Genomic DNA, 12,370 nt, shown 5'->3' on the forward strand with positions numbered 1-12,370 from the left:
GGTCAGCCTCTCGACTTGCCGCTGCGAGAGGACTTGCCGGGTCGCTTTTTTACGATGGAGACGCCGTAGTCATTCTTCAGTACATCGACGACGGCCTCAAAGAACTGGGCTTTCTGGCTCATCAGCGCCAGCTGCTGCTCGAGCTCCTTGATGCGCTGTTCGGGCGTCTGGTTGTCGGGGTCTGGCATGGTGATGCTCCTGCCGGCGCGCACAGAAGCCCCCTGGCTCCAGTCCTGCCGACCATGTTTACGCAACCATACCAGAACGGTGGAGCGACCCTGAATGCCATAACGGGCCTGAGCCTGTTTGTAGGTGAGCTCGCCTTTTTCAATCTGCTCGACCACGGCTAATTTAAAAGTCAGCGAGTAATCGCGCTGTGTCCGTTTCACACCTTGTCCCATCGGGCTCTCCATTTATTGGGGGGAAAGGTGTAAACCATATTCAGGACGGGACACATATAAAGAAAAGGGGACGGCGTTTGCCGTCCCCTCAAGTCATCTCGTCCAGTCCCTGAACTGCCATGCTCCCTGCAATCCTTGACTCTATCCTTTCCTTTGGAATTTCCCCTTCCCATTCCATTGGGGTGTCCTGTGGCCATCCTAGCCTGGCAATCACTCCTGATTGCTTCACCGTCTCCATCCTGGAGGTGTCCATTACCACATCCCGTGGTGTTCCTTTCATCATCCTGACAGATAACCATCCGGGTCATCTCGCTTCATCCTGAAGCTGTTCCTGCCGCTCCTGCGGGGTTCCTATCATCCTTAAGAGTGACTATCCGTGCCACTCAGCCTCATCCCGAGGTGTCCTGCGACCGCATCCTGCGGTTGTCCTGTCATTCCTTGTGATAACCATCCGGGTTATCAACCTCATCCTGAGGTGTCCTGCCACATCCTGCGGCTTTTCCTATTTATGCGCTGTTCCTGCATCCTGCCGAACCAGCCGTCCTTGTGAGACCCATACTAAGGCAATCATGGGCAGGAACAAGGCATGAGAGGCCATCAGATAGCGTCGGATGATGAATAGGCATCCACTGCCAATCTGATTTTATGATATTTATCAGTACGTTATTTAGTTTCTCAGGAAAGCATGAGGCTCTCGGGATGGCTTCACGTACGGCTCGACACTGAGGGGTCTTACAGGAGGAATGGCGGATCTCTCACAACCAAAAACAGGGAGGAAAACGATGGTACAGAAGGTTCAATCAGGGATGTAAGAGTTAAAAATTAATTGAATAATTATGTGTTAAAAACAGACAGAAGCCGAGCTCATGCTCGGCTTCTTATCATCTATCCGATTGTGCTCAGCTGACCCGGGTACCCGGTGTCGGATATGCCTTGCGCAGGGACTCCGGGGCCAATACTTCCAGGTTGCCACTCATGTTGTTCAACCAGGAGCGGAACTCGGGCGTATCCTGGACCTCGGTCTCCACCACCACGCTGCGCTTGTCGTAGCGGGTCATGCGCGGGTTGTGTCCCGGGATCTGCCCATCTATCAGGGTGGGGCAGTTGGCATCGATGCGTCCGACGAAGCGGATCGGGCCGCTGACGTCCTGATAGCCCTGGTCGCGGATCAGCTTCTGGACGTTGAAATCCTTCGGCTGGGTGGCGCTGAAGTTGGTCAGTTCCACGTTCTTGATGTGATCGAACGGGATGCCATAGACCTTGGGATCCAGCTCGGACAGGGTGCAGAGCAGGATGGGGCCATCGGGCTGGTTCAGGATCCCGAGCGGATTGATGCGGTCATAGCAGAGCCACACTGTGCGCTCCTTGATGACACGCTGGATCTCGGCGCTGAACTTGCGACCACGCCAGAGGGCGTCACGGATCAGGGTGCTGCGGCGGATCTCCGGGTTGCCGGCAAAGGGGCGCGGCGACTGATGCACGCTCTCGAGCCAGCGTTCCGCCAGCTCGCTTTGGCTGTCGCGGATCACCTGGCTGGCCTTGTCGACCAGGGGGTTCAATTCGGTCAATACACTCGCCGGTAGCAGTTGGCTCGCCTGATCACTCCAGGTTTTCAGGGCCACCGCCAGGGAGAGCGGCATGATGTTGGCAAAGTCGTTGAGACCATGGCGCTCGAAGCACCAGCCATGTGGTTTGCTGCGCTCATCCGAGGTGAGGTCGAACAGTCCCATGCCGGACATCTCTTCCAGGTCCCGTTGCACGGTACGCAGACTGACGTGAATGCCTTCCTCTTCCAGTTTTACCTGGAGTTGGCTGGCGGTCAGCTTGTAAGGGCGGTGCGGGATGCAACGCGCCAAGGTCAGTTGTCGTAACAGCTTCTTACTCATGGTGCATGCCTTCACTGGTTTAGCGTTGAGTGTATCCTAGCCATGGTATGCGACAGTCTATGTCGCAAGTTTTGCTGCGACAACTGTCGCCATTTTCATACATAACAATATAAGTAATTGATAAATATCGTTAAACAAAATATGAGTGGAGCTTTTTGGAGCCTTATTTTGCCAAAATAAAGTGCTCTTCATATTTCCCGGTTGTCACGACAGGGGAGAAATGTGTAGGGAGCCAAGGGAGAGGGGGGCGTTCGGCAGGGGGAAAGAGGTGAGGGGCTGGCCCCTCACCGGCAAAGAGAACGTTCAGGCCAGCCAGGACCAGGCCGACTTGGTGATGGCGGCGCCAATCATGTAACCAAATACCGCGAGGGCGGCAACCCCGGCGACCAGCTTCTGGCCTTGGGCAGGGCGCTTGAGCGCCATGACGCCGAGACCTATGTAGAGCACCAGTGCGATCAGCTTGGCCATCAGCCAGGGTTGCTGGCCCGGGCTCATCTGCAGGGTGACCGCCAGCAGCACGCCAAACAGCAGCAACAAGGTGTCGTTGATATGGGGCAACACCTTGAGCCACTTCTGTTGCAAGCGCCCGCTGCCAGCCAGTGCCAGGCTCCAGCGGTAGATGAAGAGCAGCAGGCTGACCATGGCCAGGGTCATGTGCAGGTGTTTGAGCATGGGGTAATAGGCAATCATATTGCTTCCTTGTCGTTGTCGGGCAGACCGCTGTTCCAGTTGTGAGCGTGGGTACGCTCCTGTCCTTCCTCGTCGTCTTGCAGCAGATCGGAGAGGATCTCGCGGTATTGCAGGCTCTTGTTGATATAGGTGTGCTCGTCATCCAGGTAGTTGACCTGTTCCCGCAGCAGCCGGTTGTCATACTGCTTGAACACCTGACCCGCACGCCAGGCCTGGTTGGCCCGAAATCCGAGCTGGGTCAGGGCCTCTACCCCCAGATCCACGGCCGATCCCAGGGTTTCACGGTGCACGCTGTCGACTCCGTGCCGGAGGATTTCGTGGGCATGGGGCCTGTCCTGGGCGCGGGCCAGTATCTTGAGGTGCGGGAAGTGTTTCTTCACCATCTCGATCACCTCGAGGGAGGTCGCCGGATCGTTGATGGAGAGCACCAGCAGCTTGGCCTTGTGGGCCCCGGCGGCATGGAGCAGGTCGAGCCGGCTGGCATCGCCGTAGAATACCTGATAGCCGTACTTGCGCAGCATTTCTATCTGGCTGGCGTCCTGCTCGAGTATGGTGGTGCCTATGCCGTGGCCGTGCAGCAGGCGCCCCACTATCTGACCGAAGCGGCCGAAGCCGGCGATGATGACGGGGTGCTCGACCAGTTCGGGTTGCTCGTGTTCGGGCTGGTCGGCCTGGTTGCGGTAGTCGAACCAGGGCTGGATCACCCGATCATTGAGGATCAGCAGGAGCGGCGTCAGCGCCATGGAGAGCGCCACCACCAGAGTCAACAGCGAGATGGTGTCACCGGGCAGCACCTTGTTCTGGGCGGCGAACGAGAACAGCACGAAGGCGAACTCCCCCCCTTGTGCCAGCGCCAGGGCGAAGGTCCAGCGCTGGCTCGGCGAGATGTGAATGATCAGGCCGAGCACCATCAGCACCCCCCATTTCAGGAGCATCAGCCCTATCACCAGGGATGGAATGAGCAGGGGATGGGCGGCAAAGAGGCCAAAATCGATGCCAGCCCCCACCGACATGAAGAAGAGGCCGAGCAGCAGCCCCTTGAACGGCTCTATGTCCGCCTCCAGCTCGTGGCGATACTCGCTGTCGGCGAGTACCACACCAGCGAGGAAGGAGCCAAGGGCGGGGGAGAGCCCCACCGACTCCATCAACACGGCGATGGCGATCACCAGCAGCAGGGCGGCGGCGACGAAGATCTCCCGCATGTGGGACTGGGCTATGGCACGGAACACCGGCCGCATCAGGTAGTGGCCGCCCAGCACTATGCCGGCGATGGCGGCGACCACCAGCAGGCCGTGCTGCCAGCCCGCCAGATCCGGATTGCCGTTGCTGGCGACCGGCGCTATGGCGAGCAGCGGCAGGATCGCCAGTATAGGGATGACGGCGATGTCCTGGAACAGCAGCACCGCGAAGGCGGATCGCCCGCTCTCGCTCTGCATCAGTTTGCGCTCCTGCAGGCTCTGCAGCACTATGGCGGTGGAGGAGAGCGCCAGAATGAGGCCGATGGCGAGCCCCTGCTGCCAGGGCAGACCAAGGAGATAGCCCACCCCAGTCAGCGCGGCGGTAGTGAGCAGCACCTGCAGGCCACCGGTGCCGAGGATGGGCCCCTTCAGCTGCCACAAGAGGGCAGGGCGCAGCTCGAGGCCGACCAGAAACAGCATCAGCACCACCCCGAACTCGGCGAAGTGCATCACGTCCTTCTGCTCCCCCACTAGCCCCAGCAGGAAGGGGCCTATGATGATGCCCGCCAGCAGGTAACCGAGCACTGAACCCAGCCCCCAGCGCTTGGCCAGCGGCACCGCTATCACCGCCGCCGAGAGATAGATCAAGGCGTCAAACAACAATCCGTGCCCCATCAGCCGGCCCTCCGTTCGTCTCTGTTCGTCAGGGCCGGCTGCGCAAGCCCGATGAAAATCCAGCCTGTCGTCATGACAACTCCCCCAGCAGATCCCGCAGATAGGTGCTGCCCGCGAGCTGGGCCGGGGTGAGCCGCTCATCGCGCAGGGCGCAGATCAGCTGGCGGTAATCCTGGCCACAGCGGCGCAGCGCCTCCGGATCCTTGAGCTTGTGGAAGGAGTGCAGCACGAAGGGGGGCAGCCACTGCATGCCGCACAGCTGCGCCGTCTGCTGGAACGGCAGCAGGAAGTCGAGCAGCGGGCGCTGGTTGTAGCCCTCGCTGCAATATGATTCGGGAGCGCCCCCCGTGGTGATGGCAGAGAGCCACTGCTTGCCGCTGAGGGCGTGGGCCTCTGGACCGTAGGCGTAGCCGTACTCCAGCACCAGATCCATCCACTCCTTCATGATGGCCGGGCAGGAGTACCAGTAGAAGGGGTGCTGGAAGACGATGATGTCGTGCTCTGACAGCAGGGCCTGCTCCCGCTTCACGTCGATGAACATGTCCGGGTAGTGGTGGTAGAGGTCGTGCAGGGTGATGCCCTCCAGGCCGTCGAGTGCCTGCAGCAGCTGCCTGTTGGCCCTGGAACTCTGCAGGGCCGGGTGTGAAAAGATGATCAGAATGCGTTTCATGGGGTCCTAGCCTGAAGAGGGGCCTGGTGCCGATAAAAAAGGGCGGTGAGTTGCGACGTTACCAAGAAGCACCCCGGCTCGCCAGTTCCGGGATCAGGTCGCGCAGCGCCGGATTCAGGGTCTGGTGGGCGGGATAACAGAGCCCGATGCGGCGAAACATCCGGGGTCCGTTCACCGCCACTGTGCGCAGACCCGGTTCATCTTCCACCAGACCGTCGGGCAGGAAGCTGATGCCCACCCCCGCCAGCACCAGCGCCATCACCAGCCCCTTGCTCTCGGCCTTGGCCACCAGATTGAGAGTGAGCCGGTCACAGGCCAGCAGGCCTATGGTCTGCTGATGAGCCTCGCAGGGAGGACATTCAATAAAATCATAGTGTTGTAGCTCTGCCAGCGCGAGCCTCTCGCGACCGGCAAGGGGATGGCCGACCGGGACGCAGAGCACATAGTCCTCCTCCCAGAGCGGCAGGAAGATCTCGTCCTCCCGGCGCAGGGCATCCAGGGTCAGCCGGCAGTCGGCAGGGGTGCCGTAGTCGGAGAGGGTGAGATCCAGCTCCGGCAGCACGCCTTGCACCCGTTGCAGCAGCCCGGCCACCCGGCGGCGGCTCAAGTCTGGCATGATGGCGATGTTGAGCCTGGCGCGCGTCGCTTTCTGGCGAAACAGGGTCGGCAGGCGGCGCGCCTCCTCCACCAGCTTGACCGCGTGGGGATAGAGATAGTGGGCCGGGTCCTTGGCCTCAACCCCCTTCTTGCCTCTGATGAAGAGGCTGTCACCTAGGGCCTCCTCCAGCTGGCGCAGACCCGCCGAGAGGGAGGGCTGACTGACGTGGCAGCGTGCCGCCGCCGCCGTGATGTTCTTCTCTTCATAGATGGCGATGAAGAAGCGCAGCAATCTCAGGTCCAGCATAAAACCAACCATAGTTTTTTCAGATGATAACCAGCGGAAAACAATATTTATCACCGATAGATGTGGCGACTATAGTGATTGAGTCCTGTGCTGGCCAGCCCTTGTTTGGCTCAGTTCCTCAATGAATCAGAAGGAAATACCCATGTCCAAGTCCCTCGTCGTGATCACCGGTGCCTCCGCCGGGATAGGTGCCGCCATCGCCCGCGCTTTCTCTGCTGCCGGTCACCCTCTGTTGCTGCTGGCCCGTCGGGTCGAGCCCATGCAGGCGTTGAACCTGCCCGATACGCTCTGTGTCGGGGTCGACGTCACCGACACCGCCGCCATGAAGGCAGCCGTCCAGCAGGCGGAAGCCAGATTCGGCCCTGTGGGCTGCCTGGTCAACAACGCGGGCGTCATGCTGCTGGGTCAGGCCGACGTGCAGGATCCCGCCGAGTGGCAGCAGATGCTCAACATCAATGTGATGGGGGTGCTGAACGGCGTGCATGCCGTGCTGGCCGGGATGAAGGCGCGCCGCAGCGGTACCATCATCAACATCAGCTCCATCGCCGGTCGCAAGACCTTCCCGAACCATGCCGCCTACTGCGCCACCAAGTTCGCTGTGCACGCCCTGACCGAGAACATCCGGGAAGAGGTGGCAGACGTCGGCGTGCGCATGGTGACCATAGCCCCGGGGGCGGTGGAAACCGAGTTGCTCAGCCACACCACGGACGAGAGTATCAAGGCCGGCTACCACGGCTGGAAAGAGGAGATGGGAGGCGTCATCGCCCCCGAGGTGATCGCCGAGGCTGTGCTCTATGCCTGGAGCCAGCCTGCCAACGTCTGTGTGCGCGAGATCGTGCTGGCAGCCACCCGCCAGCAACCCTGATGACCATGACGGCGGGGAGGGCTTGACCCTCCCCCTGGGCCAAGGGTTACCATAGGCCCTCTTCGATCACTGAGTCATCCCATGGTCCTGACCCGTCGCCAACTCGCTCGCGCCCGCCGCTGGCTCCCCCTGTGGAGTCTGCTGATGGTGCTGATGTCGTTTGGCAGCCGGGCGGCGACCGATCTCTGTACCCTGACTCCCCATTGCAGCCAGAGCGAACGCACCCTGGAAAAAGCCATGCCTTGCGGCAGCTTCACCTCGGCGCTCGCCATGACGGTGCTCACCGGCGACAGCCTGAAGGTGGCCTGGCTTGAGCCCGACATGCCTGCGTTCATTTCCCCCTCCCTCTTCATGCCGGAGGCGCCGCTGGAGCGGCTCGAGCGTCCTCCCCGTCATCCCGGTTGAGTCGAGTTCCCCTTTTTTTTGGGTATTTCTTCTTATCTGAGGTGAGTCATGTACAAGTCCCTGCTACTGGCCGTGCTGGCCGGTACTCTCAGCTTCTCCGCCCTCGCGGCCGAGCAGATGACAGTCTACAAGTCCCAGTATTGCGGCTGCTGCAAGACCTGGATCAAGCACATGGAAGAGAACGGCTTTGCGGTCAAGGTCGTCGAAACCGAGCAGCTCGATCCCATCAAGCAGCAGTACGGCATCACACCGCAGCTGGCTTCCTGCCACACCGGGGTGGTGAACGGCTATGTGGTGGAGGGACATGTGCCCGCCGCCGACGTGCAGAAGCTGCTCAAGGAAAAACCGGCGATCCGCGGCCTGACCATTCCGGGCATGCCCCAGAGTGCGCCGGGCATGGATATTCCGGGTCAGCCCTACCAGGTGCTGAGCATCAGCGAGGAGGGCGCGACCAAGGTCTGGTCGAGCTATCCCGGCTGACGAACACTGGTCATGAGCCGGCACCACTCCATCATGTGAGGCACACCTGAGCGAATCCGTGCCGCTCATGGCCAGAGCAGGAGGGCCACCCTTGTGAGAGGGTGGCCCTTTTTCATGGTTTGGTGCCGAATGTCCGGGGATCACTTGCAACCCAGGGCGACAAGGGGCAGATTGATCGCCAATTTATTTTCTCAGGGGCGATGTTCCGGTTTGCCTGCCTTGTTTCCGCACCGGCGGAGTGAGCGGCGGCGGCTTGATCGTCAATTCATGGCGCTCCCCGCGAGCCTGCCTGCCCTGTTACAGCGCAAAGGATGCGACATGTTCATCTTTCCCCGAGGGTTGCTGCTGCTGGCTTGTCTGGTTGCCGTGCCCTGTACCCATGCCAATGAAGAGCCCGTCATGCCGACAAGCGAAACTCCCATCCTGCCTCCTGTGGCCCCCAAGCACCCCCATACCCTGAAAAAGCACGGGGACGTCCGGATCGACAACTACTACTGGCTGCGTGACGACGAACGGCAGAAGCCCGAGGTGCTGGATTATCTCAAGGCCGAAAACGCCTACACCGAGGCCATGCTCAAGCCAGTCCAGCCGCTGCGCGACCAGCTCTACAAGGAGATGGTGGCCCGCATTCCCCAGCAGGACGAGTCGGTGCCCTATGTGAAGAACGGCTACCGCTACCAGACCCGCTATGAGCCGGGCAAGGAGTACGCCATCTACTCCCGCACCAGGGTGGGGGAGAAGGATGCCAGCCTGATGCTGGACAGCAACCAGCGCGCCGAAGGCCACGAGTTCTATTCGCTGGGGGCCCTGGAGGTGAGCCGCAACAACCGCTGGCTGGCAGTGGCGGAAGACTTCCTCTCCCGCCGTCAGTACCAGATCCAGTTCCTCGATCTGGAGAGCGGCACCTGGGCGACAGACAAGCTGGAGAACACCTCGGGCAACCTGGTGTGGGCCAACGACAGCAAGACGGTGTTCTATGTGCGCAAGCACCCCAAGACACTGCTGCCCTATCAGGTCTATCGCCACGAGCTGGGCAGCGACCCCGCCAAGGACCAGCTGGTCTACGAGGAGAAGGATGACAGCTTCTACGTCAGCCTCTATGCCACCACCTCGGAAGACTTCATCGTCATCGCCCTCTCCAGCACCACCACCAGCGAGGCGCGCCTCATCGACGCCAACACGCCGGTCCAGGCGCCGCGCCTGTTCCTGCCCCGTCAGGTGGATCACGAATACAGCCTGGATCACTACCGCGGCCGCTTCTATGTGCGCTCCAACAAGGACGGCAAGAACTTCGGCCTCTACGAGACCAGGGAGAGCCCGGTGGATCGCTGGAAGGCGGTGATAACCCCCAATCCGGACGTGCTGCTGGAGAGCTATGCCCTGTTCAGGGACTGGCTGGTGCTGGAGGAGCGCAGCAAGGGGCTGACCCGGCTGCGCCAGCTCAACTGGCAGAGCGGCGAGCAGAAAGAGATCGCCTTCGACGATCCGGCCTATGTCACCTGGCTCGCCTACAACCCGGAGCCGGAGACCAGCGCCCTGCGTTACGGCTACTCCTCCATGACCACGCCGTCCTCCACCTATGAGCTGAACCTGGACAGCGGCAAGCGCACCCTGCTCAAGCAGCAGCCAGTGGCGGGTTTCAAGGCCGACAAGTATGCCAGCGAGCGGGTCTGGGTGACCGCCCGAGACGGGGTGGCGGTGCCTGTCTCCCTGGTCTATCGCAAGGATCTGTTCAAGAAGGAGGGCAAGAACCCCCTGCTGGTCTATGGCTACGGCTCCTACGGCGCCAGCATGGATCCCGACTTCAGCAGCTCGCGCCTGAGCCTGCTGGACAGGGGCTTCGTCTACGCCATCGCCCATGTCCGGGGCGGCGAGGAGCTGGGGCGCCCCTGGTATGAAGATGGCAAGCTGCTGAAAAAACAGAATACCTTCCACGACTTCATCGACGTGACCGAGGCGCTGGTGGCCCAGGGCTATGGCGCCAGGGACCAGGTCTACGCCATGGGGGGCAGCGCCGGCGGCCTGCTGATGGGGGCCGTCATCAACCAGGCGCCAGAGCTCTATCGCGGCGTGGTCGCTCAGGTGCCCTTCGTCGACGTGGTCACCACCATGCTGGACGAGTCCATCCCCCTCACCACGGGGGAGTACGACGAGTGGGGCAACCCGAACCAGAAGCGCTACTACGACTACATGAAGAGCTACAGCCCCTACGATCAGGTCAAGGCGCAAGCCTACCCCAACCTGCTGGTCACCACGGGTCTGCACGACTCCCAGGTGCAGTATTGGGAGCCCGCCAAGTGGGTCGCCAAGCTGCGGGAGCTGAAGACGGACGACAACCAGCTGCTGCTCAGCACCGACATGGATGCCGGTCACGGCGGCAAGTCGGGGCGTTTCAAGGCCTACGAAGACATAGCCCTGGAATTCGCCTTTATCCTGGAGCTGGCCAAACCGAAGGCATGAGGCGGTGGATGAGCCGTTGTGACCGGCCGCAGGCAAGTCGGGCTGTTGCAAGGCCTACGAGGACATAGCCCTGGAGTTCGCCTTTATCCTGGAGCTGGCCAAGCCGAAGGCATAAGGCGGTGGATGAGCCGTTGTGACCGGCCACAGGCAAGTCGGGCTGTTGCAAGGCCTACGAGGACATAGCTCTGGAGTTTGCCTTTATTCTGGAGCTGGCCAAGCCGAAGGCATAAGGCCGGGTTAACCGCTTGTTGCTGAACCGCGATCCGGGCGCCAGGGATGGCGCCAATTCGCAGATGAGATCAGGCCGGCGAGGGCAACCCGCCGGCCTGTGTCTTGCTCCCTATCCTGACCCTGTCTCGGGCCGCCCTCAGCCAGATGGCAGCCCTTGCCAGTCAAGGGCCACAAAGGAATCCACTCCCTCCATTTCCCCGCTGCCTGCGCACACAAAACCAATTAATCCACGACCGATGAATTGATGATCCAGTTCAAATTTCTCGCTATTTAAATCCACCGTTTTGCCATTTTGTTTGATTTATGTTGGCACTCTGTGCCTAATCAAGGGATTACAACTTTTGATTCGGCTATTTTGTGGTCGAATCACCCTCAGTCGGCATGACGCTGATTATCTCACCGCAGGATGATGGTGGCTTCTGGAAGGGCGTTCGCCGCTCGACCATTTCCTCGTACGAGGCTGTATAGGCAGACCCAGTCTTGATGCGGGTCCGTCTCATATTCACCCGGGAATCGGGTGGGATAAATCAATGAAAAGGATGAAGAACATGAAAGGATTATCCTTGGCGTGCGCCCTGTCGGCGGCTCTGGTCGGTGCTACTTTCGGTGGTCCGGTGCAAGCGCAGGAGCGCTTCGTGACCATAGGCACAGGCGGTCAGACCGGCGTCTACTACGTGGCGGGCCAGTCCATCTGTCGTTTCCTCAATCGCGGCGCCGCCGATCACCAGATCAAGTGCAACGCGCCGGCCAGTGGCGGTGGCGTGGCCAACGTCAACGGCATCCGCAGCGGTGAGTTCAACTTCGGCATCATGCAGTCCGACCACCAGTACAAGGCGATGAAGGGGCTGCCCCCCTTCCAGGCCGAAGGGGCCATGGATGACATGCGCGCCGTCTTCTCCCTGCAGAGCGAGGTGTTCACCATCCTGGCTCGCCGCGACGCCAAGATCGCCAGCTTCGACGACCTGAAGGGCAAGCGCGTCAACATCGGCAACCCGGGCTCCGGCCAGCGCGACACCATGGAAGAGATCATGGCGGTCAAGGGCTGGAAGAAGGGCGACTTCGGCCTGGTCTCCGAGCTGAAACCAGCGGAGCAGGCCTCCGCCCTGGGTGACAACAACATCGACGCCATGAGCTACTTCGTCGGCCACCCGAACGGTGCCATCCAGGAAGCCTCCACCACCACGGACGCCGTGCTGGTGCCGGTGACCGGCGCCGACATCGACAAGCTGCTGGCCGAGAAGAGCTACTACACCAAGGCCGAGATCCCGGGCGGCATCTACAAGGGCAGCGACCAGCCGACCCCGTCCATCGGTGGCAAGGCGGTGCTCTCCACCAGTGCCAAGGCCGATCCTGAAGTGGTCTACCAGCTGGTGAAATCGGTGTTCGACAACCTGGATCGCTTCAAGCGTCTGCACCCGGCCTTCGCCGATCTGAAAGAGGCCGACATGATCAAGGTGGGTCTCTCCGCGCCCCTGCATGAAGGCGCCGCACGTTACTACAAAGAGCGTGGCTGGCTCTGATTGAA

At 61.0% G+C, this 12,370-nt stretch carries 10 protein-coding genes and 1 pseudogene; 5 read left to right on the top strand and 6 right to left on the bottom strand.

Translation table 11 applies throughout. From position 1 onward, the window contains the following. The 6 genes and pseudogenes from AB5Y91_RS15115 to AB5Y91_RS15140 form a co-directional block, all read right to left on the bottom strand. A pseudogene (locus AB5Y91_RS15115) lies at positions 1 to 401 on the bottom strand (IS3 family transposase); the annotation flags it as partial. 899 nt (positions 402 to 1,300) lie between these two features. Further along, a complete protein-coding gene (locus tag AB5Y91_RS15120) occupies positions 1,301 to 2,287 on the bottom strand; it encodes a YafY family protein (protein ID WP_025325391.1) in 987 nt (328 codons plus the stop codon). 303 nt (positions 2,288 to 2,590) lie between these two features. Continuing rightward, the gene (locus AB5Y91_RS15125; RefSeq protein WP_163155519.1) at positions 2,591 to 2,977 is read right to left on the bottom strand and encodes a SirB2 family protein; all 387 of its coding nucleotides are present in this window, start codon (positions 2,975 to 2,977) and stop codon (positions 2,591 to 2,593) included. Next, positions 2,974 to 4,830 (bottom strand): glutathione-regulated potassium-efflux system protein KefC, encoded by a 1,857-nt coding sequence (gene kefC / locus AB5Y91_RS15130; protein ID WP_368170162.1) that lies wholly within the window; start codon positions 4,828 to 4,830, stop codon positions 2,974 to 2,976. The genes AB5Y91_RS15125 and kefC overlap by 4 nt, the downstream gene beginning before the upstream one ends. 70 nt (positions 4,831 to 4,900) lie before the next feature. Beyond that, a complete protein-coding gene (locus AB5Y91_RS15135) occupies positions 4,901 to 5,500 on the bottom strand; it encodes an NAD(P)H-dependent oxidoreductase (protein ID WP_111910799.1) in 600 nt (199 codons plus the stop codon). A gap of 58 nt (positions 5,501 to 5,558) precedes the next feature. Then, a complete protein-coding gene (locus AB5Y91_RS15140; RefSeq protein WP_167402188.1) occupies positions 5,559 to 6,404 on the bottom strand; it encodes a LysR family transcriptional regulator in 846 nt (281 codons plus the stop codon). Positions 6,405 to 6,546: 142 nt separating this feature from the next. Between AB5Y91_RS15140 and AB5Y91_RS15145 the strand changes: the two genes are divergently transcribed. The 5 genes from AB5Y91_RS15145 to AB5Y91_RS15165 all read left to right on the top strand — a co-directional run bounded on the left by AB5Y91_RS15145 (position 6,547) and on the right by AB5Y91_RS15165 (position 12,365). Then, positions 6,547 to 7,269, top strand: coding sequence for an SDR family oxidoreductase (locus tag AB5Y91_RS15145; RefSeq protein WP_106885228.1), 723 nt, complete (start codon positions 6,547 to 6,549; stop codon positions 7,267 to 7,269). An 81-nt stretch (positions 7,270 to 7,350) separates the two neighbouring features. Continuing rightward, entirely contained in the window at positions 7,351 to 7,674 is a 324-nt protein-coding gene (locus tag AB5Y91_RS15150; RefSeq protein ID WP_106885227.1) for a hypothetical protein, read from the top strand. 48 nt (positions 7,675 to 7,722) lie between these two features. Further along, complete coding sequence (locus AB5Y91_RS15155) at positions 7,723 to 8,154, top strand: DUF411 domain-containing protein (RefSeq protein WP_368170163.1); 432 nt, start codon at positions 7,723 to 7,725, stop codon at positions 8,152 to 8,154. Positions 8,155 to 8,472: 318 nt separating this feature from the next. Continuing rightward, positions 8,473 to 10,614: a S9 family peptidase gene (locus AB5Y91_RS15160; protein WP_368170164.1), complete on the top strand. Its 2,142-nt coding sequence runs from the start codon at positions 8,473 to 8,475 to the stop codon at positions 10,612 to 10,614. 779 nt (positions 10,615 to 11,393) lie between these two features. Continuing rightward, positions 11,394 to 12,365 carry a TAXI family TRAP transporter solute-binding subunit gene (locus tag AB5Y91_RS15165; RefSeq protein WP_106887813.1) on the top strand — a complete coding sequence of 324 codons (972 nt, stop codon included), beginning with the start codon at positions 11,394 to 11,396 and terminating at the stop codon, positions 12,363 to 12,365. The last annotated feature ends 5 nt before the right edge of the window (positions 12,366 to 12,370 follow it).

This window comes from Aeromonas sp. R4-3, assembly GCF_040908275.1.
Lineage (GTDB): Bacteria > Pseudomonadota > Gammaproteobacteria > Enterobacterales > Aeromonadaceae > Aeromonas > Aeromonas rivipollensis.

Bases quoted from the DNA above. Each gene is read 5' to 3' on its own strand.
- AB5Y91_RS15160 (WP_368170164.1), top strand. From the start codon at position 8,473: ATGTTCATCTTTCCCCGAGGGTTGCTGCTGCTGGCTTGTCTGGTTGCC.
- AB5Y91_RS15155 (WP_368170163.1), top strand. From the start codon at position 7,723: ATGTACAAGTCCCTGCTACTGGCCGTGCTGGCCGGTACTCTCAGCTTC.
- AB5Y91_RS15150 (WP_106885227.1), top strand. From the start codon at position 7,351: ATGGTCCTGACCCGTCGCCAACTCGCTCGCGCCCGCCGCTGGCTCCCC.
- kefC (WP_368170162.1), bottom strand. From the start codon at position 4,830: ATGGGGCACGGATTGTTGTTTGACGCCTTGATCTATCTCTCGGCGGCG.
- AB5Y91_RS15125 (WP_163155519.1), bottom strand. From the start codon at position 2,977: ATGATTGCCTATTACCCCATGCTCAAACACCTGCACATGACCCTGGCC.
- AB5Y91_RS15165 (WP_106887813.1), top strand. From the start codon at position 11,394: ATGAAAGGATTATCCTTGGCGTGCGCCCTGTCGGCGGCTCTGGTCGGT.
- AB5Y91_RS15140 (WP_167402188.1), bottom strand. From the start codon at position 6,404: ATGCTGGACCTGAGATTGCTGCGCTTCTTCATCGCCATCTATGAAGAG.
- AB5Y91_RS15120 (WP_025325391.1), bottom strand. From the start codon at position 2,287: ATGAGTAAGAAGCTGTTACGACAACTGACCTTGGCGCGTTGCATCCCG.
- AB5Y91_RS15145 (WP_106885228.1), top strand. From the start codon at position 6,547: ATGTCCAAGTCCCTCGTCGTGATCACCGGTGCCTCCGCCGGGATAGGT.
- AB5Y91_RS15135 (WP_111910799.1), bottom strand. From the start codon at position 5,500: ATGAAACGCATTCTGATCATCTTTTCACACCCGGCCCTGCAGAGTTCC.